The sequence below is a fragment of the Bradyrhizobium guangdongense genome (genome assembly GCF_004114975.1).
GTDB lineage: Bacteria > Pseudomonadota > Alphaproteobacteria > Rhizobiales > Xanthobacteraceae > Bradyrhizobium > Bradyrhizobium guangdongense.
Genome location: NZ_CP030051.1, coordinates 3,625,691 through 3,650,102, shown reverse-complemented (window position 1 = coordinate 3,650,102; position 24,412 = coordinate 3,625,691). Strand labels below are relative to the sequence as shown.

Here is a 24,412-nt window from a genome sequence, read left to right as displayed (position 1 = left end):
CTGCGTCTCTCCGCTTGTTCCCTCCGTCAACGCTTGGAAGACTTACGTGCGCAAGGCGTTTTGGTCTGCAATTGCCGTGCTTTTTTGCTTGGCTTCTCCCGTCAATGCCGCTGGTATTCAGCTTATCAACTATGGCCCCAACTTGACCGGCGCGATCTGGTATCCATGCGAGGGCAAACCGAAAGACGTGGAGCTCGGCGAGCTTGGAGTGGGCGTCGACTATGGCCTCGTCGGTGTGAAGGATTGCCCCGTCACCGGGACGAAACTGCCGCTGGTCATCGTCTCCCACGGTTATGTCGGCTGGTTCGGTGGACATCATGACACGGCAGCAGCATTAGCCGATGCCGGATTTGTCGTCGCGGCAATCAATCATCCAGGCGACAACGCGAACGATTCCTCAAGAAAAGACGATCTATCCTCCTTCTTGTCGCGTCCGACAGACATGGTCCGTCTACTCGATTTTGTGCTGCAAGAATGGAAAGATGGAGCCGTCATCGATCCCGCGAAGATCGGACTGTTCGGATTCTCCAAGGGCGGGTACACTGGACTGGCGCTGATCGGGGCAGCACCGGACTTTGGCCGGTATGCGCGCGGTTGCACCGATGCGTCGAAATTGTGCGAGCAACTCAGAAGCGGCGACATTCCCGCCGTGGCGCAGGATGCGCGCATTCGCGCCGCTGTGATCGCCGATCCGATACCAGGTTTCTTCACGCAATCCAATCTGGCCGCGATCAGGATTCCGGTGCAGTTCTGGAGAGCGGAGATCGGAATCGGGATCATCGACCCGGAAGGCACGGCCCGGGTCGCCCGTGCGCTACCGGGAAAGCCGGAGGTTCACAGCGTGCCTGCCGGTCACTTTGCGTTCGTAGCACCATGCTCGCCGGAGCTCAAAGCCGTGCTGCCTCGCATCTGCACCGACAAGCCCGCCGAATTCGATAGGTTGGCGTTTCATCGCGAATTCAACGGGAGCGTTGCGCGATTCTTCCATGAGCATTTGACTGAAGGCAACTGACGGCTACCACGCCTTCTTGCCCGTTGCTGCCCTTGAGCCTGATTGTCGTCGCCTCTGCTCTTTGCGGTAGACCAGACAAACGGCAGGCTGCACGTCCACCGCCGATTTTGACCAAGGCGGTCGATTGCACAACAAACTCATAGCCCGCCGCCCCTACGCCCGCCGCATCAGCTTCAGCGATGCCGCCAGCCGCAGGCTGCGCTTGCCGGCGAGCGCGATGCCTTCGAGCTCGCCGCTGTCTTCCGTGCAGGTGCCGGAGAAGCCGATCCCCACCTCGATGCCGCCGAACACGGGATTGTCGCCCCTCGCCGGCGTGTGCTCCTGGTTGAGCATCTCGCCCTTCCAGCGACCGTCCGCCGAGGAATAGGCGCCGAGATAGTAGAAGAACGCATCGCCACCGAGGATGCGGCCGTCGATCAACAGCATCACGCCGGAGAGTGAGGCCTCGACGCCGTCGAGCGCGCGCAGCTGCATCGCATAGAGCCCGTTAGCGATGCTGCCCTGTCCGATCGCGCCGCGCGGCGGCAACGCCTCGTCGAGCGGCGCGAGATTGGCCCAGAACACGCGGTCGGGCATCGCATCTGCCCTGCCCTCCAGCAGGATGGTCGATCCCTCGGTGCGGCCGCGCACCTTGATCGAGGTGACGTCGGCCCCCATCAACGGCCGATAGTTGGGATCGTCATTGTGGCGCTCGGTGATGACCTCGGCTTCGATGGCGCCGTTCGTGACGCGATAGGTGCCGAGATGCGCGAAGGCGGAATTGCCGCCGAGCATCTTGCCGTCGTGCAGGCACATGATGCTGCGGCCGAACGCGCCGTTGATGCCGTATTCAACTCTGTAGAGTCCGTCGAGCAAAGTCATGAACCCGCAAATTCAAAAAGAATCGCAGGCCACATAGCACCGTCGCGGGATCAAGACCATCCGGCTTATCCGCGCAGAGGCGCTTACGGAGCCGATGGTGCCATCATGTCAGCATGCACCTGTTTTGCCCGACGGGTCAAGTCAATTTCGCAAAATCCGCAGTAGCGGGCCGGCCGCCCTCGCCGCTTTGAATTTCAACCACTTGGCTACTGTGCATGGGGTTGTTTTCGGCGTGTCGGCTTGGCCGACATGCGCCAGACATTAATGCCGCTTGAAGTACTGTACCTCGCGCTCGTGCTTCTCGGCCGCCGCGCGGCTCTTGAACGTGCCGAGATTGCGGCGCTTGCCGGTCTTGGGATTCACCTTGCGCGAATAGAGCCGGTATTCGCCGGATGCGAGCTTGCGGATCATGGTTGCGCCTCCTGTCGTGCCTTGCAGGTCAACCCGCTTCCCACGCGGCGCGTTCCGTCAGGGCTTGGCGGTCAAGGCTTGGCCTGCGGCGCGAACTGCTGATTGGCGAAAGGCTGCGGATCGGAGGGAACCTTCATCACGACGAAGCTGCGTCCCATCGAGCGGTGGCATGAATTGCAGCCCTCGGTCAGATCACCCACGGCTTTCGTGAATCTGCGGCCGTCCTTCGCCGTGATCGCGTCGGACGTCGCTTGCAGCGATGGCTCCAACGTCGTGACGTTGCTGATGGGGATGCCCGAATAGAGCAAGGCGGCCTCGACCAGGCTCGCCTTGAGCTGGCGCAGCTCGTAGGCGGCGAGCTCCCAGTTCTGCGCCTTGCCGGCTAGAGACAGCTTCTGATGGCGCGTCTGCGCGGCGGTCATGATGTCGCCGAGCCGGGGCACGTACTGGTCCGCCGAGGGCGATTTGAGATCCTGCGCCGCCACCGCCGTGGCTGCTCCCAGGCCGGCCAACACGATCATCCAATGCCGCAGTGTCATCGCACGTCTCCATTCCAATGGAGACGCAATCTAGGCCGGCCGGGCCGAGCCACCTTGCGCTCGATCAAGCCCGGTCTCGCAGGTGCGCTAGAAACACAGCGTAGTGACGAGCTTGCCCTGCTTGTCCTTGATCGCGTAGGGGCAGCGCAGCCGTTCCAGCGCCTTCTTGGCGTCCTCGTCGCCGAGCGCAGCAGCGCGCTCGTAATAGGCCTTGGCTGCGTCCTTGTCCTTCGGGCCGCCGCGGCCTTCTTCCGCGAAGGCGCCCATCCGCTCCAGCGCGCCGGGATGGTTTTGCGCGGCCGCCTTCTCGAACAGCGCGCGCGCCGCAACGTCGTCCTTCTCGCCGCCATTGCCATTGGAAAGCATCAGGCCGAGCTGGTACTGCGCTTCCGCGTTGGTCTCGGCGGCCTTGCCGAGCAGCGCGCGCGCCTGCGCGGGATCGGCGGGCGCACCGCCGCCGGCACTGCCGATTGCCGCAAGGTTGGAGACGCCACGAGGATTGCCCGCCTGCGCCGCCTTCTCGAACAATTTGCGCGCCTGCGCCTCGTCCTGGGCGACGCCTGAGCCGGTGCCGTAGGCGACGCCGAGCTCGACCATCGCCGCACTCGAGCCCTTGTCCGCCGCCTTGCGCCAGGCCGCGATCGCCTCCGCCGTCTGCCGGTTGGCCGCATAGGCGCGGCCGAGCGCGAACATCGCGCGGCGCGAGGATGATGCCGCCTGCCTGCAGAATTTGATCGCGGTCGCGATGTCGGAGGCTGCGATGTCAGGCACGCCCTTCACGTCGGCCGGCTTGTCGGGATCGCTCGGGTCCGCGGCAACACGGTCGCACAGGACGAGATCGGCCGATTGCGCATGCGCGGCAACCGGCAAGGTGAGCGCGAGGAAGATGGCACAGAGGAAAGTCCGCATGGACATCACGTTGCGTCCGCGTCCCGGCGATTTCAAGGCTCGAGTCCCGATTGCCGCAGCACGGGCACGACTTCCGGCGACGCCAGATAGCGCAACAGCCGGTCGGCGGCGTCGGCCTGCTTCGCATTCGCCATGCGACCCGCGGAGAACACGGCCGCTGTCTGCAAGTCGTGCGGCACCGGGCCGATCACCTCGATGCCATCAACCTGCTTCAGCTCGCTGATCTGCTGCACGGCGAGGTCGGCCTCGCCGCTGACGAGCCGCTCCGCGGTAAAGCCTTGCTCGACGATGGTGGCCTTGGTGTTGATCTCATCAGCAACGCCCATCCGCACGATCAGCTGGGCGAAGTACACCCCGCTCGCACCGAGCCGCGAATAGGCGACCGATCGCGCCGCAAGCAGCGTCTGGCGCAGCGCAGCCTGAGTTGCGATGTCGGGAAGCGGTGCGCCTTTCCGCACGGCAAGTCCGACATAGGAGCGCGCGAGGTCCGCTGCGCTGTCCGCGATCACGCGACCCTCGCCGATCACCTCATCGAGCCCCTCGCGCGTGAGGATCACGAGATCGGCGGCCTCGCCGGCGCGCAGCCGCTTGAGCAGAGCCAGAGTTGGCGCGAAGTCGGCTTCGACGTGAATGCCTGTTGCGGCCTCGAAGGCGGCGGACAGGCTGCGCATCGCGCCCAACAGACCGAGCGTCGAGAGCATGCGAACTTTTTCCATGGGCGATGTCCCCTTGCGATCAGTCGCGATGCATCAGTTTGAGCGTGGCGGTCAAGCGCGGGTTGCGCTTGCCGGCCAGCACGGTTGCTTCCGGCACGGCCGCTGCCATCCAGATGCAAAAATCCGCCGGAGCCTTGCAGCTCCGGCGGATTTGAAAGCCAACCCGGGCCAGCCCCCAGCCCGGGCCGGGAGGATCTTAGGCCGCGGCCTTCTTGTCGGTCGGCACGGACGCGATCGTCTTCAGGATCTGCGAAGCGATCTGGTATGGGTCGCCCTGCGAGTTCGGACGGCGGTCTTCCAGATAACCCTTGTAGCCGTTGTTGACGAAGGAGTGCGGAACGCGGATCGAGGCACCACGATCAGCCACGCCGTAGCTGAACTTGTTCCACGGCGCGGTCTCGTGCTTGCCGGTCAGACGCTTGTCATTGTCCGGGCCGTAGACGGCGATGTGGTCCATCAGGTTCTTGTCGAAGGCGGCCATCAGCGCCTCGAAGTACTCCTTGCCACCAACGTTGCGCATGTACTCGGTGGAGAAGTTGGCGTGCATGCCCGAGCCGTTCCAGTCGGTGTCGCCGAGCGGCTTGCAGTGGAACTCGATGTCGATGCCGTACTTCTCGGTGAGGCGCAGCATCAGATAGCGGGCCATCCACATCTGATCGGCAGCGGTCTTGGAGCCCTTGCCGAAGATCTGGAATTCCCACTGGCCCTTCGCGACTTCCGCGTTGATGCCTTCATGGTTGATGCCGGCAGCGAGGCACAGGTCGAGATGCTCTTCGACGATCTTGCGGGCGACGTCGCCGACGAACTTGTAGCCGACGCCGGTGTAGTACGGGCCCTGCGGCGCCGGATAGCCATACTCGGGGAAGCCGAGCGGACGGCCGTCCTTGTAGAAGAAGTATTCCTGCTCGAAGCCGAACCAGGCGCCGGCATCGTCGAGGATGGTGGCGCGCTTGTTGGATGGATGCGGGGTCTTGCCATCGGGCATCATGACTTCGCACATCACGAGCACGCCGTTGGTGCGGGCGCCGTCCGGGAACACAGCAACCGGCTTCAGCACGCAATCCGAGCTGTGGCCTTCGGCCTGCTGCGTGGAGGAGCCATCGAAGCCCCAGAGCGGAAGCTGCTCGAGCGTCGGGAACGACGCGAATTCCTTGATCTGAGTTTTGCCGCGCAAATTCGGAGTCGGCGTATATCCGTCGAGCCAGATGTACTCGAGCTTATACTTGGTCATTGAGCCTCTCTGTAGATGATGCGAAAGGTGGGGTTGAGAGCCCCGCACGTTTGTACCCGGCCATCATCGGCCGGCGCTTTATAAGCATTTTGCGTGCCAAAAAGCCGCAGTGCGGGAGGTTTTCCACCGCCGCCGGGTCCGGCCGGCAGCCAAGGAAACCTCCAAAAGGACATGCGTCATAGCCGCGCACCTTCCCGTGAGGCTGCACCGCAAAATCCCGCGGAAATCGCCTGATTCCGGAGCAGGCAGGCTCCTCCCGGAGGTTGCCGATGAAACGCGCAGCAACGTCCGGCAACTTTCGCAAAGCACCCCGCCCCTGCCTAGCAACCTTTGGAATGGCCGAGACGTTGGTCATCGGCGGCGTGCCCAAAGGGATGCAGAAGGCCTCCTGCCCAAAAAATAGGCGGAAACTGATTTCCTTTTCAGCACTTTCCAATCCGGCAGGCCCGACCGATATGGGGACTCCAGTAACCACATCCGAACGAGTCGGGCGCACCATGGAGGCCAAGGCGCTTCGACCAAGGAGCAATCGCAATGATGTACAATGGTCTAAGTCAAGGATCGGCAACGATCTACCAATTCCCCGTCGGCGGCCGCGCGGCTCTCGGCGGACGTCGCTACGGTGAGACCCGCCTCGCTGCCGATCATGCTTCGCTCCCTGCGAATGCCTCGATCTGCAGCGATAGCTGGTACCATCAGGATGCGGTCGACGAAGCAAAGCCGAAATGGGATCGCTGATGCCAGTCCGGTTTAAGGCCGCCGCGCTTTTGCAAGGGCCCGCCGGAAGTTTGAAAAAGGGTCGAAACAACGACGTTTCGATCCTTTTTGATTCCTCGACCTCGTTGCGATGATCAAATCACGCTGCAGGCCGTGACCGGCCGCTTCAGATGCTTGACCGTGGTGGCCCCGCTCTTGCCGATAACGAGAGTAATTCCCGCCCCCGAATAGCGCGTGCCTGAGACCGTCAGCCGTTTGGCGAGCGTCACCGGCCCGCCGTCGATCTGGAGGAAGGCGCGGTTGTCGTAGTCATAAAATCCCACGATGAACTGCGTACCATCAGCACAATGGTAGTTCCGGAATGTCTGCGCATCGGCCTGCCGTGCACCGGTCATCCCAGCCAGCATTGCGATCCCCAAAAGAATGGCCTTGTGCCCGTCCATGCTCGCCCCCTGTAATAGACTTGAAGGATGCCCTCCGTGCGTCTAGCGGAACCATAACCCAAGCTGAGCCCATGCAAGACTCTTCCCTGAACGACTCCCCTGCCCGCCACCTCGCTCTGCAAGGCGCCAGCAACTTTCGCGATCTCGGCGGCTACGTCACACATGACGGCCGTACCACGCGCTGGCGCCACATCTTCCGCTCCAACCATCTCGGCCAGCTCACCGCGGCGGACGTCGAGATCGTCCGCGCGCTCGGCGTCCGAAGCGCATTCGACTTCCGCGGGGTCGAGGAGCGTGCGACCGGCATCTGCGCCGTGAGCGAGATCACCGTGTATTCGCTGCCGATCGAGCCGACGGTTATTGCCGCGCTGCGCGCCGAACTCGCCAGGGGCGCGCTGACCGGACCGGTCGCGCTCGAGCTCATGCGCGAGTCCTACCGCAACTACGTCCGCCACAACACGCACAGCTTTCGCGCGCTGTTCGGCCATCTCCTGGAAGACCGCGCGCCGCTCGTGATTCACTGCACCGCCGGCAAGGACCGCACCGGTTTTGCCAGCGCCCTGATCCTGCATGCGCTGGGCGTACCCGATGACGTGATTGCGGAAGATTATCTGCTGACCAACAGCCACTACAAGCGCGACGTCTCGAGCGTCTCCGATCTGCCCGCCGACGTGCTCGACGCCATCGGCTCGGTCGAGGCATCGTTTCTCGATGCCGCCTTTGATGCCGTCAGCCGCGACTATGGCGATGTCGAAACCTATTTGCGCGATGGCCTCAAGCTTGGGCCGGCGGAGCGCTCCGCGCTAAGGGAACGTTATCTGCAATCGTAGGCGGTCGCGCCGCTCAGGAGATCGATGATGCAAGGCAAGGTTCTGATCGTGACCGGTGCGCTCGGCGCGCTCGGCAAGGTGGTCTCCGACGCCGCGCTGGCGCGTGGCGCGCGCATCGCCGGCATCGATCACGCCCCCTCTCAAACGCCGGCGACGGCCGAGCGGATCGAGATCGGAGGCGTCGACCTGTCGGCTGCGGTGCAAGCCAAGACGGCGGTCGAGGCCGCCGTGAAGCATTTCGGCAGGCTCGATGCCGTGGTCAACATCGCCGGCGGCTTTGCCTTCGAGACCATTGCTGACGGCGACATCACGACGTGGCAGCGCATGCACGCGCTGAACGTACTGACCGCCCTCAACACCGCGCACGCGGCATTGCCGCATCTTGCTGCGTCGAAGGCAGGCCGCATCGTCAATATCGGCGCGATGGGCGCGCTCCAGGCCGGGTCCGGCATGGGTCCTTACGCGGCATCGAAAGCCGGCGTGCACCGTCTCACCGAGGCGCTCGCCAACGAGTGGAAGGGCAAGGTCACCGTCAACGCCGTGCTGCCGTCGATCATCGACACCAAGGCCAACCGCGCCGACATGCCGAAAGCCGACTTCTCCAAATGGGTGACGCCGCAGGAGCTCGCCGAGGTCATCCTGTTCCTCGTCAGCGACGCCGCGAGCGGCGTCACCGGTGCGCTGATTCCGGTGAGCGGACGGGTGTGATCAATCCGGCACAAGCAGGCGCAAATTGCCCTTGAAGCGGATGCTCTGCTTGCCGGCGAGCGCAATGCCCTCGCCATAGGCGGTCTCATCGGTGTAGGTGCCGCTGAAGCCGATGGTCACGACCTTGCGGCCCCACACCGGGCGCTCGTCGAACGAGGGCGAATGCTCCTCATTGGTCAGCTCGCCCTTCCACTTGCCATCGGCGGACGTGTAGCTGCCGTGGGCGAAGAAAAAGGAATCGCCGCCGCGCATGGTGCCATCGCGCAGCACCATGACACCCTGATTGCCGCCCTGGACGCTATCCAGGAACTCAATCCGGATATGATAAAGCCCGTTCCTGATCGTCATCGCCGCAAGCGCCCTGTTCCCCACGCGGAGATATAGCTGGCTTGGCCGCGTGCGGGCAAATGCGATCAGCCCCGAGTCCAATCCGGGCTAGACTGCCCGCAACTGATTCTCCGATCGGACACTCGCCGTGGAAACCGCTCTCTATCTCCCCGTCAAACGATTCCTCGAAGGCCTCGGCTTCGACGTGAAGGGCGAGATTCGTGGCTGCGATCTCGTCGGCCTGAGCGCCGGCGATCCACCCGTGGTCGTCATCGGCGAGCTCAAGCTCGCCTTCAATCTCGAACTGATCCTGCAAGCGGTCGATCGCGCGCCGGCGGGCGACGAGATCTGGATCGCGGCAAAAATATCGGCGCGCGGCAAGGGACGCGAGAGCGATGCGCGATATCGCAATCTCTGCCGCCGACTCGGCTTCGGTATGCTCGGCGTAACCGACAACGGCCAGGTCGAGGTGCTGGTGAAGCCGCCAACGGCCGCTCCCCGCCGCGAGCCGAAAACGCGCTCGCGGCTCGTGGCCGAGCATCAGCGCCGCCAAGGCGATCCCGTGCTCGGCGGCAGCACCCGCGCACCGATCATGACGGCCTACCGGCAGCAGGCGCTGGCCTGCGCATCAGAACTCGCCGCCGGTCCGCGGCGCGTGCGCGATTTGCGCCAACGCTGTCCCGACGCCGGCAAGATCTTGCTTAACAATGTGTATGGCTGGTTCGCGCGTGCCGACCGGGGCATCTACGGGCTGACCGAGGCGGGACATGCGGCGCTGAAGCGTTGGCCGCAGCAACGGGGTGAGGCCGGTGGAGGTGCCGCGTCACCGCCATGACACCTGACCGGTGCATAGCTGAGATGCCACACCAATTTCATATTGCAATGCAACATTTGGAGCACTAGGTATCCCGGCATCAAAACGAGGCCGTTATGAGCGCAGACTGGAATACCAAATATGGCACGCGGCGGGTCCGCCATGATCCGCCCACCCTGGACGAGGCGATCTTCGCCGCCGTCGGCATCACCGACGACCAGGAGCAGCAGGCCGAGATCGCTGCCGCGCTGATGGGGATGCCGCTCGACGTCGTTCAGGCCGAGGTCAAGAAGCAGGCTCGCACCAACAGCCGCATCACTGCCACGCGCGTGATCGCCGGCGAACAGGGTGCGCAGCGCTCGGTCGTGGTCGAACGCCGTGTCGTCCGCCGCTTCGGCAACGACAAGCGCACCGGAACCTGAACACTCATTCCTTTGGATCAACAAAATGCGGACCGGCCTCGCGCCGGTCCGCTTTTTGATTCAGTCTTTGGGATCAAGCCGCGCGATTGCCGTACATGCTGGAGATCAACTTCCAGCAGGTGGAGTTGAAGCTGAGAAGCGCGCGACCAGCCTTGAACGGCGCGGCGGCGAGATCGGCAAGCTCGTCCTCGGCGGTCTTGGTAAGATCGATTGTGCCGGTGGATTCGCCATGGCGGAATTGCAGATGGGCGCCAAACTTCCTGGCGAGCGCGCGCATGGCATGATTCTCCGCGCCCGTGGTGATGCGCAGGCTCTTGTAGCCCTTCCAGCGTGCTTCGGCGATCAGGCGGCTGAACAGCACCGTGCCGACGTTCTGACGCCGCGAGGAGGCCTCTACGCTAAAAGCTACTTCGGGCAGCGAATCGCCCTCCGGCGGATGCAGCTCAGCCGCACCGCGGACCACGCCGTCGACGATGTAGGCGACGATCACAGTGCCGTCCTCGGCGCAGCGGGCTGCGTAACGCTCGATGAAACTATCGTCGAGAAACCCGTTGAAACGATCATGCCGGCTTTCGGCATCTAGTCTGAGCAGGTGATCGCGCAGCAGCGGCAATTCTTCCTGCTGGATCAGGGTCCGCACATAGCCCGGGGCGGTGCGGACGGTGTCTTCAAGTACCACGTCAAAACTCCTCTTGGTGTCCCTCGAGGAGGCGTTCGAATCCCTAGGCCTCCAATATTGTGCGTCGCAGCAAGAATTTCAAGATGGGAACCCGCTCAAGTTTGAGGCAGCGCAGACGACTAATTCGTTAACAAAATCAAGGCCCCGTAGTCTTACAGGACCAGCTGCGTCTGGGTCACCATAGCGACCAGCTTGCCGTCCTCGGTCTCAAGCCGGGTGGTCCAGACCTGGGTTCGGCGGCCGCGGTGGACCGGGGTGGCGGTCGCGATGACGGTGTTTCCCTCCTTGGCCGCACCGATGAAATTGGTTTTGCTCTCGAGCGTAGTCGTGCCCTTGGCGTCCTCCGGCAGGTTGATCACGGTCGCCGCAGCTCCGACGGAATCCGCAAGCGCCATCACCGCGCCGCCGTGGATGGTGTGATTGAGGGTGCAGAGATCGGGCCTGACCCTCATCCGCGCGACGACGCGGTCCTTCCCGGCCTCGATGAACTCGACGCCCTTGAGCTCGGCGAACGGCATCTTCATCGCTTTAAGTTTCTCGAGCGGCGTCATCAGATGTCCTCCCAATTCCTTGTTGGCCCAGCGTGAATGGCTTCGCGCGGCAAAGCAATGATGTCCGAGATAATGGTTACCGTGAATTGGGCGCCCTGCACTCCACCCGTCATTGCGAGCGAAGCGAAGCAATCCAGAGTCCTCCGCAGAGAGACTCTAGATTGCTTCGTCGCAACAGCTCCTCGCAATGACGGCTGGATAGGCCGCCTGCTCACGTCACCGCATTCACAATCTGATATTCCGGCCGGCGCCATACCTCGCCCACGATCACCTCCTCGATGATCTCGGCGGCACGAACAATCTCGCTTTCACCGATATACAGCGGCGTGATTCCGAACCTCATGATATCAGGCGCGCGGAAATCGCCGATCACGCCGCGGGCGATGAGCGCCTGCATGGCGGCGTAACCGCCCTCGAAGGCGAAGGAGACCTGGGAGCCGCGACGTTCGTGCGCACGCGGGGTCACCAGCCTCAACGACCGGCAACGACGCTCAACCTCCGCAATCAGCAGATCGCCAAGCGCCAGCGAGCGGGTGCGGACTTCATTGATGTCGACGCGATCCCAGATATCGAGCGATGCCTCCAGCGCTGCCATCGCCAGCACCGGCGGCGTGCCGACGCGCATGCGCTCGACGCCGCCGGCGGCCGCATAGGCAAGCTCGAAGGCGAAGGGCTTTGCATGGCCCATCCATCCGGACAATGCAGCGCGCGCGTCGTCGGCATGGCGCGGTGAGACGTAGAGGAAGGCCGGCGCGCCCGGGCCGGCGTTGAGATATTTGTAGGTGCAGCCGGCGGCGAAATCGACGCCACAGCCGGCGAGATCAACCGATAGCGCGCCGGCCGAATGGGCGAGATCCCAAACTGTGACGATGCCGAGCGCATGGGCCTTCCCAGTCAACTTCGCCATGTCGTGGCGGCGGCCGGTGCGGTAGTCGACCTGGGTGACGTAGAGCACCGCAATCTCTTCCGACAGCGCGGACTCGATCTCCTCCGGCGCCACTAGGCGCAATTGATGCCCGCGCTCGAGCGTCGCGATCAGGCCCTCGGCCATGTAAAGGTCGGTTGGGAAATTGCCGGTGTCGGACAAAACGACCTTGCGCGAGGCGTTCATATCGAGCGCTGCGGCGAGCGCCTGATAGACCTTGAGCGACAGCGTGTCGCCGACCATCACGGAGCCGGGTTCGGCGCCGATCAGGCGCGCGATGCGATCGCCGACGTGGCGCGGCTGGGCATACCAGCCCGCACTGTTCCAGGCGCGGATCAGTTCGTTGCCCCACTCGGTCGTGATGACACGGCCAACCCGCTCGGCAACGCCCAGCGGCAGCGCGCCGAGCGAATTGCCGTCGAGATAGATCACCCCCTCGGGGAGATGAAATAGCGCTTTGGTGTCGTCGTAGACGCGATATCTGGTCATGAGCAATTCTACAGAATGGTACGGACGCGCCAGAGTTCGGGGAACAGCTCGACCTCCAGCATGCGCTTGAGGTAGCTGACACCGCCGGTCCCGCCGGTGCCGCGCTTGAAGCCAATGACGCGTTCAACCGTCGTCACGTGGTTGAAGCGCCAGCGCCGGAAGTAATCCTCGAAATCGACCAGCTTCTCGGCGAGCTCGTACAGCATCCAGTGCGTCTCCGGCGCCTCGTAGACGATCCGCCAGGCTTGCAGCACGCCTTCACTGAAGCTGTGGGTCTCGCGGACGTCGCGCGCCAGCACCGCCGCCGGCATCGTCAGCCCGTGGCGATCGGCGAGCCGCAGCACCTCGTCATAGAGACTCGGGGTCGCGAGCTCGGCTTCGAGCAGCCTGGTCGTTTCCACGTCGTGCGCGTGCGGCTTCAGCATGGCGTGATTGCGGTTGCCGAGCAGATATTCATTCAGCCGGTATTGACGCGACTGAAATCCGGAAGATTGACCGAGCTGGGAGCGGAAGCGCGTATATTCGCTCGGCGTCATCGTGCGCAGCACGTCCCAGGCATTATTGAGCTGCTCGAAGATGCGCGACATGCGCGCCAGCATTTTCATCGCGGGCTGCACCTCGTCTTTGGCAATGGCGCGCCGCGCGGCGCTGAGCTCGTGGATGGCAAGGCGCATCCAGAGTTCGGTGGTCTGATGCTGGATGATGAACAGCATCTCGTCATGCGCTTCCGACAATGGATGCTGCGCGCCGAGAATCGCATCGAGTGCCAAATAGTCGCCATAGGACATGCGCCGGGAAAAATCGGTCTCGGCGCCTTCGCTGGTGGGATCGTAATCGCTGGACGTCATAGCAGTCCCTCCCGATCGATCATCCCTGCCCCGGCTCAATCGAGGCCGATCAGGCGCGCAGTGATCGGCGACGACGGATCCTTCAGCCCGTCGATCACGGTGAAATGGTTGAGGCCGGGATCGACGACGAGGCGCGTGGGCACATCAAAACTGGTCCAGACATTAGCCAGCAGATCGGACTGGCGGATGAATTCCGGCCGCTCGCTGCCGCCGACCCAGGCGGTGACCGGCGAATGCCCGCGCGGCAGATGCAAGGCCGCGCTTTCGAGGCTCGCCTCCTCCATGGTCATCCGCAGCGTCTCATTCATCTTCGTCTTGAGCAGCGGTCGCAGATCGTGCAGACCGCTGATCGAAAGCGTACCCGCAATGCGGTTGAATACGGAAGGTTCGAGCCCGCTGTCGTCGCACAGCATGCGCGTGACGAGATGACCGCCGGCGGAATGCCCGGCGAGCCGGATCGGTCCCGCGACAAGCGAGGCCGCTTTCGCGATCGCGGATGATATTTCCGCGGTGATATCAGGGATGCGTGCAGCCGGCGTCAGCGTGTAACTCGGCAAGCAAACCGTCCATCCGTGGCGACGCGCGCCTTCGGCGATATCCGTCCAGGTCGATTTGTCGAAGCGCATCCAGTAGCCCCCGTGCACGAACACGACGAGGCCCTTGCTGTCGCCCTCGGGCAGCACGAGATCGAAGCGTTGACGCTCCCCGGAGCCGTAGGCGATGTCCGCACGAAACCCCTTCAGAGCGGCACGGTAGGCCGCCGCCCGCTCCGCCCATTGCGCCGGCATCTTGTCCGAGCCCGGGATATGGGCCGAATTGGCGTAAGCATCATCCCAATCGCGCATGGTGACTCCCGAGGACTCGTCTGGCGAACCGGGCGGCAGTCTGCCACCGCCGAGGGTGGCATCCTAGCCTTTCTTTTAAGCTTAAAGCATCTGGATGCCATGTTTCAGGCGGCGGTAGCTCCAACCGGGCTTTTTAGGGTGGGCAAAGCGAAGCGTGCCCACGATTTTGGCCATGTCGGAGAAAAAGGCTGGGCACGGCGCAAGAGCGCCTTTGCCCCTCCTACAGCACCGCTCGAAGCAGCCGCTACATCTTCTCCACCCCGCACCATTCCGCGATGAACAGCGCCATTGCCTTGGTAGTCTTCTTCAGCGACTCCAGATCGACGAACTCGTTGAAGCCGTGCATCTCGCCGCCGCTGGCGCCGAAGCACAGGCTGGGAATGCCGTGGTTGAGACCGTAGAAGCGGGTGTCGGTGAGCGCGGTGAAGACCAGATCCTCGACCGCGCCGCCATAGACCTTGTTGAAAGCCTTGCCGAATGCAGCTTCCGGCGCGGCGGCGTCGGTCAGTTCATAACCTTCCGACAGGAAGCCAGACCACTGGACCTCGGGCGGATTGTTGGCGAGGAAGCGGTGGTCGCGCGAGGCGGCTGCAACGCAGGCCAAAATCTCCTTCTGGTGATCGGCGACGGACCAGCCCGGCAGGATGGCGATACGGCAGTCGACGTCGCACCAGGCCGGCACGCTGGAGGCCCAGTCGCCGCCCTTGATGATGCCGGGGTTGAAGTTGATGGGATGGTTGAGCGTCTTGAAGTGACGGTCGGCCTTGGCACGCTCGTTCCACTCGATCTCGAGTTTCTGCAACGCGTGAACGAGATGATAAGCCGCCATGATCGCATTGGAGCCCGAGCCGGCAAAGGCGACATGAGTCGGGTGGCCCTTCACGCGCAGCCGAAACCAGATCACGCCGACCTGCGAGCGCACCATCTTGCCGGAGGTCGGCTCGGGGATGAAGCAGGCATCGGCCCTGTAACCGCGCTGCAGCGTCGAGAGCGCGCCGACGCCGGTGCTCTCCTCCTCGATCACCGACTGGAAGTGAATCCGCGCGGTCGGCTTGAGGCCAGCGGCCTTGATCGCATCAACTGCATAGAGCGCACCAATGGTGCCCGACTTCATGTCGCAGGCGCCGCGGCCGAACATCTTTCCGTCCTTGATGACGGGCGAGAATGGCGGCGTGTCCCACAATTCCAGGGGACCTGCCGGCACCACGTCGCAGTGGCCCTGGAGGATCAGCGATTTGCCGGCTTCAGTCGCCGGACGATAGGTGCCGACCACGGTGCGCGCCTTGGAGAAATCATGCTCGATCGGCCCAAAGCCGCGCAGCTCCCTCAAATCGTCAACATTGATGTGCCAGTCGTCGACCTCGTAACCGCGCGCGCGCAGGAGGTCGCCGATCATGTCCTGGCAGGGTCCCTCGGCGCCACGGGTCGAGGGAATCGCGACGAAATCGCGGGTGGTCGCAAGCTGGGCTTCGAAGCCGGCATCGACGGCGTCAAGAATCCTCTGTTGCGTATCGGCATTCATCGGGCAACTCCAGGCATCCAAATGATCAGGGTGCCCGCAAGCTAACCGATTTCAGCCGTTCGGGTACTCCACAAAATAAGCATCCCGCAATGCATCTTCGAGCAGTCGGCCCTCCGAGTAGCCATTCAGCGTCGCCGGCCGGCTTACGCCGTCGAGCAGCCGCGGACACGGCTCCGGCGCGCCGAGGACGGTGCGGACCGGAATGCGCTCGGCGTAAATCGGCAACTCGTAATCCTCATCGTCGTCGGCGACACCCTTGGCGCGGATTTTTGCGGAGGCCTCCTCGATCTCCATCGCGATGAACGAGGTCGCCTTGATTTCCTGGGTGTTGCTCGCCCGCAGGGTGGCTGTGCGAGCCGGGAAGAAGCGATCGACCATCGCGATCACCGCGCGTTCTTTCTCCGCGGGGTCGGTGACGAGGTAGGCAGTGCCGAACGCCATCACCGCGCGGTAGTCGGCGGAATGATTGAAGCCGCAGCGCGCCAGCACGAGGCTGTCGAGATGGGCAACCGTCAGGCAGACGCGCTCACCTTTGGTCTGGCTACGCAGCATGCGGCTCGCGCTGGAGCCGTGCCAATAGAGCCTGGTCCCCTCGCGCCAGAAGAAGGTCGGCGTGCAATAGGGCTGGCCGTCGATAACGTAGGAGACGTGGCACAGCATCGAGGAATCCAGGATGCGGTGAACGGTGGCGTGATCGTAGAAGCCGCGGTCGTGCCGGCGCTTGACCTGGTTGCGCGCTGAGGTCGGATAGACAGTTTGGTTTTCGGTCTGGCTCACGGCCGCTCCTGTCGGGATTGGAAGAAGTCCGCAGCAGTTGTAGCGGTGCATTTGGTCTGCGATAGTGCCAATTCCATGCAAAAAATTCCGACCAATTCCACCTCGCCGGCCAAAGCCGAATTGCCACTGGATTTCACCGGGCCGCACATCACCGCCGGCGCCTCCTCGGCGCATCGGTTGTACCAGGCGCTATGCGAGGTGATTGTCTCTGGCCTCGTCAAGTCAGGCGAGCCGCTGCCGCCGTCGCGCATCCTGGCCAAGCAGACCGGGTTCCGGCGTAACGCCGTCGTCACGGCCTATGAACGTCTGATCGCCGACGGATTTGCGGAGGCCACCGTCGGCTCCGGCACCTTCGTGGCCGCGCAGATTCCGGCACGCGCCACCGCACCGAAGAAGCCGAAGGTCATTATCGAAGCGCCCAGGCAGGGCGCGCTCGCGCTCGGCTGCACTCATATCGATGAGCGCGCGGTGCAGCGCTTTCGCGCATTCGTTGGCCGGCGCATGCGCGCGTTCGGCGCCGAGCATCTGCACTACGGCGACCCGCGCGGCAGTCGCGAGTTGCGGGTCGCCATCGCCGATCATTTGTTGTCAGCGCGGGGACTGCGCTGCGACCCCGACCACATCATGCTCACGTCGGGCACGCTGCACACGCTGCGCATCGTGCTCGGCGCGATCCTGAAGGCTAACGATCAGATCTGGTGTGAGGATCCCGGCTATCCCGTCGCGCGCAGGACCATCGCGCAATGCGGCTATCGCACCGTGCCCACTCCAGTCGACCGGCATGGCCTGCAAGTCGCTCTGGGCCGCGCCGCCGCACCATCGGCGCGCGCGGCCTATGTGACCCCATCGCACCAATTCCCGCTCGGCGTGCAGATGTCGATGTCGCGCCGGCTGGAGCTGCTCGATTGGGCAAAGCAGGCCGGCGCCTTCGTGTTCGAGGATGACTACGATAGCGAGTTTCGCTATGACGGCGCGCCGCTGATGTCGCTGGCAGGCATCGATCGCCTCCAGCGCGTGATCTATATGGGCACGTTTGCCAAGACGCTGTTTCCAGGCCTGCGCATCGGCTATTGCGCCCTGCCCGAGCGCCTCATCGGCGACGTCACGGCCGCGCGTGCTGCGCTGGACCGCTTTCCCGGCACGTTGATGGAAGGCGCAGTCGCCGACATGCTCAATGCCGGCGCCTTTGCAGCGAATTTGAAGCGCGTGCGAAAGCTCTATCGTGAGGCGCGCGATGCGCTGGCAGAGACGCTGGAAGCGGCGTCGGATGGCGCGCTGTCGGTTCCGATGCCGTCACAGGGCTTGCACCTCGTGGCGCAATTCGATCCGTCGGTTGCACCTTCCGTCGCGGCTGAGGCGAAACAGGCCGCAGGCGCGGAAGGCTGGCTGCTTGCCGAGACCTATGCGCGGGCGCGGCCGCTGCCCGGTTTCGTGCTGGGATTTTCGGGGCACCCGGTTCCGCGCCTGGTCGCCGCCGCGGAACGGCTGGCGCGCGCGTCGCGGACCGCCTTGCGCAGCAGGGGCAGATCCGCCCGGCGGGCGTGACGAAGGTTGACTATCAGAATCGCTGGTCGGTCCCTAACATCGCGACAATCGACTCCGGGAATCTTCGTCATGTCACATGTCACGTCATTCGGCCGCGCAACCTGCCTGGCGCTCCTGCTCTTCTCCGCGCTTGCGCCGGCGGCCGACGCAACGACGGTCGGACGCGAACAGGATATCGTCGACCTCAAGCTCGGCCAGCGTGTGCAGGTGGATGACGGTACCTGCCCGGCCGGACAGATCAAGGAAGTGCGCGGTTCGAAGATGACCGATCAGGGCGTCGTGCGAACGGCCACCTGCGTGGCGCGGTTCGGCCCCAAGTCGAGGTGACGGCTTAAGACTTTGCCGGGTCGAACATGCACTGCAAGGTCGGCTTGGCGATCTTGGTGAAGGTCGCGCCGATTTCGCTTTGCTTGGCCGCGGGCACCCAATCGGTCTCGATCGTGGGCACACCGGTCTCGCTGATGCCGCGCAGCAGCGCCTCGCGCAGGTCGCGATCTTCGACCACGGCCGCGGCATGATCATGAAGACAGCCACAGACCTCTTCCGGGTGCTCCCAGCGCCCGAGCATGCGCGGCGCGCATTGCCGCACGAATTCGCTACGGGGGTCCGGCAATCGACTCGGTGAGCGGACCTGCGCCTGAACGGAGTTGATCGCCAGAACGGACAGGAACGCTGCGGCGCAGAAACGAAGATGCATGATGGCCTAGCCGGCTGATTTTCTTGTTGGTGATCAGAAGTGCGCCGCGAGGACGATGGGCTGCGGCCCGGCGGTCGTGACCGGTGAGCCGCTGTACTGGAAGGTCCCAATACCGGGCAGATCCCCGTCCGGCGCACCGGCGAGCGAGGAACCGGCGAGCACGAAGCTGAAAGCAAGGATGAAGCTGAGCGCGCGCATGGATGGGTCTCCGAATCGCGTGGCCGACGGTGTGCCGTCGTCGTTGTGACGCTGATAACCATCAGCAGTTTCTCCCGTGATGCGTACAAAGCCCAAAATGGTTTCGTTCCCCGTGAGAATTGTTTCGTCAGCCGCGACACGACGAAACAATTCCGGGAAAACATCAATCATATCAGATGGAGCGCCAGACCAATTGCACTCGCTCGAGAACAACCTTTCAGGCCAGTTGAAGCAGCGCCGTCACATCCCCGACGTCGGCGCTTCACATGCATTTTACGGTTTTCTGCTGAAGAGAACCGCAAACGCCGGCCAGAATCGACTGGGCGAAACCGACAGGCTCGCCATCGATCGGGCACAGATTCGAGGGACGGCCATCATGACGGCGCAAGATCGCGCAACGGTGCGCGACGCGGCGCAGCCTGCGGACCGCAACGATCGACAGATCAGGCACCGCACCGCCTCGCCCGGCGCGATGGCGCTGCAATCGGGGCGCGGCTACGAGGCTGCGCCGCAGGCGTTGGTGCGGCTGAGCGGCTCACATCTCGTGAAACCGCGCATCAGCCGCGATCCAGTCACTGAGTAAAGAAGTCACCGCACTTCTGGACATTCGCGTCAGCCGGCCCCCAGGGCATGATCGGCACCGTCGAGGTCGAGTTCTTCGGTGACCCCTCGATCAGCTTGTCCGAATAGACCATATAGACCAGCACATTGCGCTTGGCGTCGCAGCCGCGCACGATCTGCATCTTCTTGAAGAAAATCGAGCGGCGCTTGCGGAACATGTCATCGCCCTGCTCCATCTTGTCCTTGAACTTGATTGGACCGATCTGACGGCAGGCGAGCGAGATGTCCGAGACTTCTTCGGCAAGACCCAGCCAGCCCTTGAAGCCGCCCTTCTCCGGCACCGTGAAATGACAGGCCACACCCTCGACCTCGGGATCGTCGAGCCCATAAGTCGCGAGCTTGTCATTCGGGCTCATCCATTTGAAAACCGTGGAGCGCCGAAAGATCAGATCGGGCTCATCGGCGGCCGAAGCGGAAGCCACAGGGACGACCAGAGCCAGGAGGAATAAAGCAAGGCCTTTCAAGCGGATGCTGGAAAGACCGGGGAAACGAGATGACATGAAGTTCTCCGGTAACAAGTCCTGGCAATGTAGGCATGAGGTGGCAGATCAGGAAGGTGACGAAAAGCAGGCCGCGGCTGCCGTTTACCGCTCCGTGAGGCTTTTTTGCTACGTCTTGAACAAAAGTAGCTGATGGCAGAACCGCCATGGTGGTGAACGCGTATCCCCTCTGCGACACTAACGTCTGATTTGGATTGTGGATTCGAGGAATGAATAGCGTGAACGGGTCCCGTTTTGCTGCCGCGCCGGCACGGCTGTGGCAGGTGGCAATTTTGGCTGCAGCAGGCGCGATGGGGACGGCGAGCCAGGCGGAAGCCGCCTTCTATTATTGGTCGGATTATTCCGACGGATCCTATGGACGCCAGGAGCGGTATCCCGAGGAGCCGCGACAGAAACCCCAAAAGCGCGGCCCGGCGGCCGCCAGGAACAAGAAAGAGGCTGTCGTCGAGAAGGAGACCGGCGCCAAGCCGCAAGGTCCGCTCGTGATCGTGGTCTCGATCGACCGTCAAAAGGTGACGATCTACGATGCCAACGGAGTGTTCGCGGAATCGCCGGTGTCGACCGGCATGAAGGGCCACTCGACGCCGATGGGCGTGTTCAGCGTCATCCAGAAGCACAAATTCCACCACTCCAACATTTATAGCGGCGCGCCGATGCCGTACATGCAGCGGATCACCTGGTCCGGCGTCGCCATGCATGCCGGCGTGCTGCCGGGCTATCCCGCCTCGCACGGCTGCATTCGCATGCCGATGGCATTCGCGGTGAAGATGTGGAACTGGACCAAGATGGGCGCACGCGTGATCGTTGCGCCCGGCCAGATGACGCCGCAGAGCTTCTCGCATCCGATGCTCGCCTCGCTGCGCGTCCCGCCGCAGCCGGCTGCCAGCCTCGAGCCGACGACCAGCGTCGGCGAGAAGGCGGACAAGGGCGCGCCCGAGACCAAGGCCCCCGACGCCAAGCCGGTCGAGACCAAATCTCTTGGGACCAAGACCGCCAGCGCCGACGGCGAGCTGGAGCTGCGCTCAACCGTCGGCCATACCGTGATGTCGGACGTGACCACCGGCAATGCGCCGGTCCACGAGGAAGCGGCCACGACGGACGAGGTGACCAAGGCCACTGACACGGCGAGCACCGAAGCGAAGCCGGAATCGACCGATGCGCCGAAGGCCGACGCACCGAAGGCGGACGCCGTTTCAGAGCCTGCCAAATCCGAACCAGTCAAGGCTGACACGGCGACCGAGACGAAACCCGACGCGACGGCAACAGCCCCGGCGCAAGCGGCTTCGCCGGACGCGAAGAAAGACCAGACCCGTGTCGCCGATCCCGCACCGTCCGTGAAGCCGGATCTACCGAAGCGGAGCGGCCAGATCGCCGTGTTCATCAGCCGCAAGGATTCCAAGCTCTACGTCCGGCAGAACTTTGCGCCGCTGTTCGACGTGCCCGTGACGATCGCAGCGAGCGACCGGCCGCTCGGCACCCACGTCTTCACCGCCGAGGTCGACAAGGCCGATCCCAATGCGCTGCACTGGTCGGTGGTGTCACTGCCCGTCTCGGTTCGCGCCGCCGCGCGCGACGAGGATGGCCACGTCGTGCGCCGCCAGCGCGGCGCCGCCGTGATCCCCGTTGCCGCAAAGCCGGTGATCACGCCGGACAGCCCCGCCGAGGCACTGGATCGCATCACCATCCCGGCCGACGCCATGGCCAAGATCAACGAGATGCTCACGTCAGGCGGCTCGGTCATCGTCTCCGATCAGGGTATCAACCAGGGCGAGACCGGCGAAGGCACCGATTTCATCGTCCGCCTCTACTGAACTCATCACGGCGTCAGATAACGCGGTGTTGAGCGGGACGGCCGCGTCCGCGGAGTAAGCTCCGCCCATCACATCCGGGGCACACCGCCATGCTGAACCGCAGAACCATGCTCAGCGCGGCGTTTCTCGCGGCGACCGGCTCGGCCACGTCTGCGCGAGCCGATGGCGGCATGAGCCGGGTTTCCGCCTACGCCTTCTCGTTCCCCGCTTTGTCCGGCGACGACATTCGCCTCGCCGCCTTTACCGGCAAACCGATGCTGGTCGTGAACACGGCTTCCCTGTGCGGCTACACCCCGCAATATGCCGGGCTGCAAGAGCTCTGGAGCGAGTTTCGCCAACGCGGTCTCACCGTCATCGGCGTGCCCTCAAACGATTTCGGCGGCCAGGAGCCTGGCGGCGCCAGCGAGATCTCGGAGACCGCCCACCACCAATACGGAGTTACCTTCCCTATCACCGCCAAAGCCATCGTGGTCGGGCCGAAGGCGCATCCGTTTTATAAATGGGCCGCTGAGGCACGACCGAAGGAGGTTCCGCGCTGGAACTTCCACAAATACCTTGTTGGCCGCGACGGCTATATCGCCGAGGTATTTCCATCCGCCGTTGAGCCTGCCGACACCCGCATCAAGACAGCGATTGCGAGGGCCTTGGCGGACAGTTGATGCGCCGCACGCGTAGGCTCTTCAGTCGGTTCGTCGAACAGGCTTGGGCACAATTGCGGCGAAGCGCCAAACAGCCGTTGCAATGGCGACGGGCCAACATCTAGGCTAGGATGATCTGGGGCAGGATGGGTTCGGCCGGAGGCGAAAAGCCGCGGCGGAACAACGGGATCAATCTCGAGGACAACACCATGCGTGTGGCGGTAGGACTAATTTTGGCAAGCGCGATGTCTGTTGCGCTGACAGGCGCGGCATGGTCGCAGACCCCGGCAGCGAAACCGGTGGCCGCGACGCCAGCCGCACCGGCGGCAACGCCGGCCGCAGCTGCGGCTCCGGCACCCGCAGCGCCCGCCGCGGCACAATCCGCCGCCTTTCCGCCGCCGCCGCAACAAGCGCCGCAACCGACGCGCGCCGCCTGCACGAATCCTGATGCGCTCGGCGTCGCCCGCACCGTCGAGATCGACACGACAGGCGGTCCCGGCTTCGGCTTCGAGCATTTCAAGGAGCTCGACTTCCTGCGCGACAAGGAGGTCGTCCTGACCTTCGACGACGGTCCCTGGCCGCGCAACACGCCCGCCGTGCTGAAGGCGCTCGCCGACCAGTGCACCACCGGCATCTTCTTCTCGATCGGCAAGCATGCCACCTACGAGCCGGAGATCCTGAAGCAGGTCTACGCGGCCGGTCACACCGTCGGCACTCACACCTGGTCGCATGCCAACCTCAACAACAAGAAGCTGAGCGAAGACCAACGCAAGGAAGAGATCGAGAAAGGCATCAGCGCCGTGAAATGGGCGCTTGGAGGAATCTCGCCCGCTGCGTTCTTCCGCTTCCCGGCGCTGCAGCATCCGCCGGAGATGGTCACCTATCTCGGCAACCGCAACGTCGCGATCTTCTCCTGCGATATCGACTCCTTCGACTTCAAGGCCTCCAAGCCCGAGAAGGTGATCGAGACCGTGATGAAGGGGCTCGAGAAGAAGGGCAAAGGCATCATCCTGATGCACGACTTCCAGAAGCACACGGCAGAGGCCCTGCCCGAGCTGCTGAACCGCCTCAAGGCAGGCGGCTACAAGATCGTGGCGATGCGCGCCAAGGCGCCGGTCGCCTCGCTGCCCGAATACGACCAGGAGCTGATGAAGGACGTCAAGCTGCCAACGGTCAGCACCCGCCCGGTCAATTCCGTGGTGACGACCGTTTCCGAATAGTCGTCACTTGTCTTTCCGGTTCGAAGGCTACGTCATCGTCTCGGCAGAAGGCATGCTCGCCGACGCAGGCCGTGTCATGCCCGACAGTCTGAAGTTCGAAGGCGACAAGCTGTTCTTCGAGCAGGCGCTCGACGGCGCCGCGCTGATCGTGCACGGCCGCCACTCGCATGAGCAGCAGCCGAACTCGCCCAAGCGCAAGCGGCTGATCCTGACCCGCAAGATCAAGGCTCTCACCGTCGATCCCGAGATGCCGAACGCGACGCTGTGGAATCCGCAGCATGCGAGCTTCGAGGAGGCCTGTGCCTTTGCCGATGTCGCCGCGGGCCGGGTCGCAATCATCGGCGGCCCCGTCGTGTTCGACATGTTCATGGACCGTTACGACACGTTCTGGCTGTCGGAAGCCCCGCATGTCACCTTGCCCGGCGGCGAAGGCTGCTTCGTCGACGTGCCCCGGCGGACGCCGCACGAGGTGCTAGCCTCGCACGGGATGGCGCCGGGTAAGCCTTACATGCTCGATGCCGCGCACGACGTGACCGTGACGCCATGGCGGCGGCAAGCTCTATAATATCCAAAACAACCCCATGCACAGTACCGGCAATTTGGTAC

At 63.7% G+C, this 24,412-nt stretch carries 31 protein-coding genes; 13 read left to right on the top strand and 18 right to left on the bottom strand.

Features of this window, described 5'->3' with window-relative positions; genetic code table 11:
* The first annotated feature begins 46 nt into the window (after window positions 1-46).
* The gene (locus X265_RS17385) at window positions 47-1,012 is read left to right on the top strand and encodes an alpha/beta hydrolase family protein (protein WP_128965905.1); all 966 of its coding nucleotides are present in this window, start codon (window positions 47-49) and stop codon (window positions 1,010-1,012) included.
* 153 nt (window positions 1,013-1,165) lie between these two features.
* Here the strand turns inward: X265_RS17385 and X265_RS17380 are convergent, their stop codons facing one another.
* The 6 genes from X265_RS17380 to X265_RS17355 form a co-directional block, all read right to left on the bottom strand.
* The gene (locus X265_RS17380) at window positions 1,166-1,867 is read right to left on the bottom strand and encodes a GrlR family regulatory protein (RefSeq protein WP_128969317.1); all 702 of its coding nucleotides are present in this window, start codon (window positions 1,865-1,867) and stop codon (window positions 1,166-1,168) included.
* Window positions 1,868-2,134: 267 nt separating this feature from the next.
* On the bottom strand, window positions 2,135-2,284 hold the full coding sequence (locus X265_RS17375; protein ID WP_007609497.1) for a hypothetical protein: 150 nt from the start codon (window positions 2,282-2,284) through the stop codon (window positions 2,135-2,137).
* Between the two features lie 71 nt (window positions 2,285-2,355).
* A complete protein-coding gene (locus X265_RS17370) occupies window positions 2,356-2,823 on the bottom strand; it encodes a hypothetical protein (RefSeq protein ID WP_128965904.1) in 468 nt (155 codons plus the stop codon).
* Window positions 2,824-2,910: 87 nt separating this feature from the next.
* Window positions 2,911-3,732: a tetratricopeptide repeat protein gene (locus X265_RS17365; protein ID WP_164939015.1), complete on the bottom strand. Its 822-nt coding sequence runs from the start codon at window positions 3,730-3,732 to the stop codon at window positions 2,911-2,913.
* 32 nt (window positions 3,733-3,764) lie between these two features.
* Window positions 3,765-4,448: a substrate-binding domain-containing protein gene (locus X265_RS17360; RefSeq protein WP_128965903.1), complete on the bottom strand. Its 684-nt coding sequence runs from the start codon at window positions 4,446-4,448 to the stop codon at window positions 3,765-3,767.
* 196 nt (window positions 4,449-4,644) lie between these two features.
* Window positions 4,645-5,679 (bottom strand): glutamine synthetase beta-grasp domain-containing protein, encoded by a 1,035-nt coding sequence (locus tag X265_RS17355; RefSeq protein WP_128965902.1) that lies wholly within the window; start codon window positions 5,677-5,679, stop codon window positions 4,645-4,647.
* Between the two features lie 534 nt (window positions 5,680-6,213).
* Here X265_RS17355 and X265_RS17345 point away from each other — a divergent pair.
* On the top strand, window positions 6,214-6,417 hold the full coding sequence (locus X265_RS17345) for a DUF2735 domain-containing protein (protein ID WP_128965901.1): 204 nt from the start codon (window positions 6,214-6,216) through the stop codon (window positions 6,415-6,417).
* 113 nt (window positions 6,418-6,530) lie between these two features.
* Here the strand turns inward: X265_RS17345 and X265_RS17340 are convergent, their stop codons facing one another.
* On the bottom strand, window positions 6,531-6,839 hold the full coding sequence (locus tag X265_RS17340; protein ID WP_128965900.1) for an MliC family protein: 309 nt from the start codon (window positions 6,837-6,839) through the stop codon (window positions 6,531-6,533).
* Between the two features lie 86 nt (window positions 6,840-6,925).
* On the opposite strand from X265_RS17340, the gene X265_RS17335 reads away from it, so the two are divergent.
* Window positions 6,926-7,669, top strand: a complete 744-nt coding sequence (locus tag X265_RS17335; RefSeq protein WP_128969315.1) for a tyrosine-protein phosphatase — start codon at window positions 6,926-6,928, stop codon at window positions 7,667-7,669.
* A gap of 27 nt (window positions 7,670-7,696) precedes the next feature.
* Entirely contained in the window at window positions 7,697-8,377 is a 681-nt protein-coding gene (locus tag X265_RS17330; RefSeq protein WP_128969314.1) for an SDR family oxidoreductase, read from the top strand.
* Here the strand turns inward: X265_RS17330 and X265_RS17325 are convergent, their stop codons facing one another.
* A complete protein-coding gene (locus tag X265_RS17325; protein WP_128965899.1) occupies window positions 8,378-8,725 on the bottom strand; it encodes a GrlR family regulatory protein in 348 nt (115 codons plus the stop codon).
* 127 nt (window positions 8,726-8,852) lie between these two features.
* On the opposite strand from X265_RS17325, the gene X265_RS17320 reads away from it, so the two are divergent.
* Together X265_RS17320 and X265_RS17315 are read left to right on the top strand one after the other, a co-directional pair.
* Entirely contained in the window at window positions 8,853-9,539 is a 687-nt protein-coding gene (locus X265_RS17320; RefSeq protein WP_128965898.1) for a DUF2161 domain-containing phosphodiesterase, read from the top strand.
* Window positions 9,540-9,634: 95 nt separating this feature from the next.
* The gene (locus X265_RS17315; RefSeq protein WP_015686575.1) at window positions 9,635-9,940 is read left to right on the top strand and encodes a hypothetical protein; all 306 of its coding nucleotides are present in this window, start codon (window positions 9,635-9,637) and stop codon (window positions 9,938-9,940) included.
* A 73-nt stretch (window positions 9,941-10,013) separates the two neighbouring features.
* Here X265_RS17315 and X265_RS17310 read toward each other — a convergent pair whose 3' ends face one another.
* From X265_RS17310 to X265_RS17275, 7 genes are all read right to left on the bottom strand, one after another.
* On the bottom strand, window positions 10,014-10,619 hold the full coding sequence (locus tag X265_RS17310; protein WP_128965897.1) for a GNAT family N-acetyltransferase: 606 nt from the start codon (window positions 10,617-10,619) through the stop codon (window positions 10,014-10,016).
* Between the two features lie 152 nt (window positions 10,620-10,771).
* Window positions 10,772-11,170 carry a PaaI family thioesterase gene (locus tag X265_RS17305; protein ID WP_128965896.1) on the bottom strand — a complete coding sequence of 133 codons (399 nt, stop codon included), beginning with the start codon at window positions 11,168-11,170 and terminating at the stop codon, window positions 10,772-10,774.
* A gap of 211 nt (window positions 11,171-11,381) precedes the next feature.
* Complete coding sequence (kynU, locus tag X265_RS17295; RefSeq protein ID WP_128965894.1) at window positions 11,382-12,584, bottom strand: kynureninase; 1,203 nt, start codon at window positions 12,582-12,584, stop codon at window positions 11,382-11,384.
* A gap of 8 nt (window positions 12,585-12,592) precedes the next feature.
* Window positions 12,593-13,432 (bottom strand): tryptophan 2,3-dioxygenase, encoded by an 840-nt coding sequence (kynA, locus tag X265_RS17290; protein WP_128965893.1) that lies wholly within the window; start codon window positions 13,430-13,432, stop codon window positions 12,593-12,595.
* Between the two features lie 35 nt (window positions 13,433-13,467).
* Window positions 13,468-14,277, bottom strand: coding sequence for an alpha/beta hydrolase (locus X265_RS17285; RefSeq protein WP_128965892.1), 810 nt, complete (start codon window positions 14,275-14,277; stop codon window positions 13,468-13,470).
* Between the two features lie 244 nt (window positions 14,278-14,521).
* Window positions 14,522-15,799: an ArgE/DapE family deacylase gene (locus X265_RS17280; RefSeq protein WP_128965891.1), complete on the bottom strand. Its 1,278-nt coding sequence runs from the start codon at window positions 15,797-15,799 to the stop codon at window positions 14,522-14,524.
* 51 nt (window positions 15,800-15,850) lie between these two features.
* Window positions 15,851-16,576 (bottom strand): pyridoxamine 5'-phosphate oxidase family protein, encoded by a 726-nt coding sequence (locus X265_RS17275; RefSeq protein WP_128965890.1) that lies wholly within the window; start codon window positions 16,574-16,576, stop codon window positions 15,851-15,853.
* A gap of 75 nt (window positions 16,577-16,651) precedes the next feature.
* Between X265_RS17275 and pdxR the strand changes: the two genes are divergently transcribed.
* Window positions 16,652-18,121, top strand: a complete 1,470-nt coding sequence (gene pdxR / locus X265_RS17270; RefSeq protein WP_128965889.1) for a MocR-like pyridoxine biosynthesis transcription factor PdxR — start codon at window positions 16,652-16,654, stop codon at window positions 18,119-18,121.
* Between the two features lie 69 nt (window positions 18,122-18,190).
* Window positions 18,191-18,448 (top strand): DUF6719 family protein, encoded by a 258-nt coding sequence (locus X265_RS17265; RefSeq protein ID WP_128965888.1) that lies wholly within the window; start codon window positions 18,191-18,193, stop codon window positions 18,446-18,448.
* A 4-nt stretch (window positions 18,449-18,452) separates the two neighbouring features.
* On the opposite strand, the gene X265_RS17260 is transcribed toward X265_RS17265, so the two are convergent.
* Window positions 18,453-18,818: a hypothetical protein gene (locus tag X265_RS17260; protein WP_128965887.1), complete on the bottom strand. Its 366-nt coding sequence runs from the start codon at window positions 18,816-18,818 to the stop codon at window positions 18,453-18,455.
* Window positions 18,819-18,851: 33 nt separating this feature from the next.
* Window positions 18,852-19,187 (bottom strand): hypothetical protein, encoded by a 336-nt coding sequence (locus X265_RS17255; RefSeq protein WP_128965886.1) that lies wholly within the window; start codon window positions 19,185-19,187, stop codon window positions 18,852-18,854.
* 205 nt (window positions 19,188-19,392) lie between these two features.
* On the opposite strand from X265_RS17255, the gene X265_RS17250 reads away from it, so the two are divergent.
* Window positions 19,393-19,599, top strand: a complete 207-nt coding sequence (locus X265_RS17250; RefSeq protein WP_128969313.1) for a hypothetical protein — start codon at window positions 19,393-19,395, stop codon at window positions 19,597-19,599.
* Here the strand turns inward: X265_RS17250 and X265_RS17245 are convergent.
* Window positions 19,589-20,137 (bottom strand): CreA family protein, encoded by a 549-nt coding sequence (locus X265_RS17245; protein WP_128965885.1) that lies wholly within the window; start codon window positions 20,135-20,137, stop codon window positions 19,589-19,591. The two genes, X265_RS17250 and X265_RS17245, sit on opposite strands and share 11 nt — an antisense overlap.
* A gap of 209 nt (window positions 20,138-20,346) precedes the next feature.
* Between X265_RS17245 and X265_RS17240 the strand changes: the two genes are divergently transcribed.
* From X265_RS17240 to X265_RS17225, 4 genes are all read left to right on the top strand, one after another.
* Entirely contained in the window at window positions 20,347-21,948 is a 1,602-nt protein-coding gene (locus tag X265_RS17240; RefSeq protein ID WP_128965884.1) for a L,D-transpeptidase, read from the top strand.
* Window positions 21,949-22,037: 89 nt separating this feature from the next.
* Window positions 22,038-22,607: a glutathione peroxidase gene (locus X265_RS17235; protein WP_128965883.1), complete on the top strand. Its 570-nt coding sequence runs from the start codon at window positions 22,038-22,040 to the stop codon at window positions 22,605-22,607.
* 188 nt (window positions 22,608-22,795) lie between these two features.
* Complete coding sequence (locus tag X265_RS17230; protein WP_128969312.1) at window positions 22,796-23,806, top strand: polysaccharide deacetylase family protein; 1,011 nt, start codon at window positions 22,796-22,798, stop codon at window positions 23,804-23,806.
* 7 nt (window positions 23,807-23,813) lie between these two features.
* Window positions 23,814-24,371, top strand: coding sequence for a dihydrofolate reductase family protein (locus X265_RS17225; RefSeq protein ID WP_164938638.1), 558 nt, complete (start codon window positions 23,814-23,816; stop codon window positions 24,369-24,371).
* Window positions 24,372-24,412 lie beyond the last annotated feature (41 nt).

Excerpts from the sequence above, each read along its gene's own strand:
- X265_RS17375 (WP_007609497.1), bottom strand. The coding sequence starts at position 2,284 with ATGATCCGCAAGCTCGCATCCGGCGAATACCGGCTCTATTCGCGCAAG.
- X265_RS17370 (WP_128965904.1), bottom strand. The coding sequence starts at position 2,823 with ATGACACTGCGGCATTGGATGATCGTGTTGGCCGGCCTGGGAGCAGCC.
- X265_RS17365 (WP_164939015.1), bottom strand. The coding sequence starts at position 3,732 with ATGCGGACTTTCCTCTGTGCCATCTTCCTCGCGCTCACCTTGCCGGTT.
- X265_RS17360 (WP_128965903.1), bottom strand. The coding sequence starts at position 4,448 with ATGGAAAAAGTTCGCATGCTCTCGACGCTCGGTCTGTTGGGCGCGATG.
- X265_RS17355 (WP_128965902.1), bottom strand. The coding sequence starts at position 5,679 with ATGACCAAGTATAAGCTCGAGTACATCTGGCTCGACGGATATACGCCG.
- X265_RS17345 (WP_128965901.1), top strand. The coding sequence starts at position 6,214 with ATGATGTACAATGGTCTAAGTCAAGGATCGGCAACGATCTACCAATTC.
- X265_RS17340 (WP_128965900.1), bottom strand. The coding sequence starts at position 6,839 with ATGGACGGGCACAAGGCCATTCTTTTGGGGATCGCAATGCTGGCTGGG.
- X265_RS17330 (WP_128969314.1), top strand. The coding sequence starts at position 7,697 with ATGCAAGGCAAGGTTCTGATCGTGACCGGTGCGCTCGGCGCGCTCGGC.
- X265_RS17325 (WP_128965899.1), bottom strand. The coding sequence starts at position 8,725 with ATGACGATCAGGAACGGGCTTTATCATATCCGGATTGAGTTCCTGGAT.
- X265_RS17315 (WP_015686575.1), top strand. The coding sequence starts at position 9,635 with ATGAGCGCAGACTGGAATACCAAATATGGCACGCGGCGGGTCCGCCAT.
- X265_RS17305 (WP_128965896.1), bottom strand. The coding sequence starts at position 11,170 with ATGACGCCGCTCGAGAAACTTAAAGCGATGAAGATGCCGTTCGCCGAG.
- kynU (WP_128965894.1), bottom strand. The coding sequence starts at position 12,584 with ATGACCAGATATCGCGTCTACGACGACACCAAAGCGCTATTTCATCTC.
- kynA (WP_128965893.1), bottom strand. The coding sequence starts at position 13,432 with ATGACGTCCAGCGATTACGATCCCACCAGCGAAGGCGCCGAGACCGAT.
- X265_RS17285 (WP_128965892.1), bottom strand. The coding sequence starts at position 14,277 with ATGCGCGATTGGGATGATGCTTACGCCAATTCGGCCCATATCCCGGGC.
- X265_RS17280 (WP_128965891.1), bottom strand. The coding sequence starts at position 15,799 with ATGAATGCCGATACGCAACAGAGGATTCTTGACGCCGTCGATGCCGGC.
- pdxR (WP_128965889.1), top strand. The coding sequence starts at position 16,652 with ATGCAAAAAATTCCGACCAATTCCACCTCGCCGGCCAAAGCCGAATTG.
- X265_RS17265 (WP_128965888.1), top strand. The coding sequence starts at position 18,191 with ATGTCACATGTCACGTCATTCGGCCGCGCAACCTGCCTGGCGCTCCTG.
- X265_RS17260 (WP_128965887.1), bottom strand. The coding sequence starts at position 18,818 with ATGCATCTTCGTTTCTGCGCCGCAGCGTTCCTGTCCGTTCTGGCGATC.
- X265_RS17255 (WP_128965886.1), bottom strand. The coding sequence starts at position 19,187 with ATGATTGATGTTTTCCCGGAATTGTTTCGTCGTGTCGCGGCTGACGAA.
- X265_RS17250 (WP_128969313.1), top strand. The coding sequence starts at position 19,393 with ATGACGGCGCAAGATCGCGCAACGGTGCGCGACGCGGCGCAGCCTGCG.
- X265_RS17245 (WP_128965885.1), bottom strand. The coding sequence starts at position 20,137 with ATGTCATCTCGTTTCCCCGGTCTTTCCAGCATCCGCTTGAAAGGCCTT.
- X265_RS17240 (WP_128965884.1), top strand. The coding sequence starts at position 20,347 with ATGAATAGCGTGAACGGGTCCCGTTTTGCTGCCGCGCCGGCACGGCTG.
- X265_RS17235 (WP_128965883.1), top strand. The coding sequence starts at position 22,038 with ATGCTGAACCGCAGAACCATGCTCAGCGCGGCGTTTCTCGCGGCGACC.
- X265_RS17230 (WP_128969312.1), top strand. The coding sequence starts at position 22,796 with ATGCGTGTGGCGGTAGGACTAATTTTGGCAAGCGCGATGTCTGTTGCG.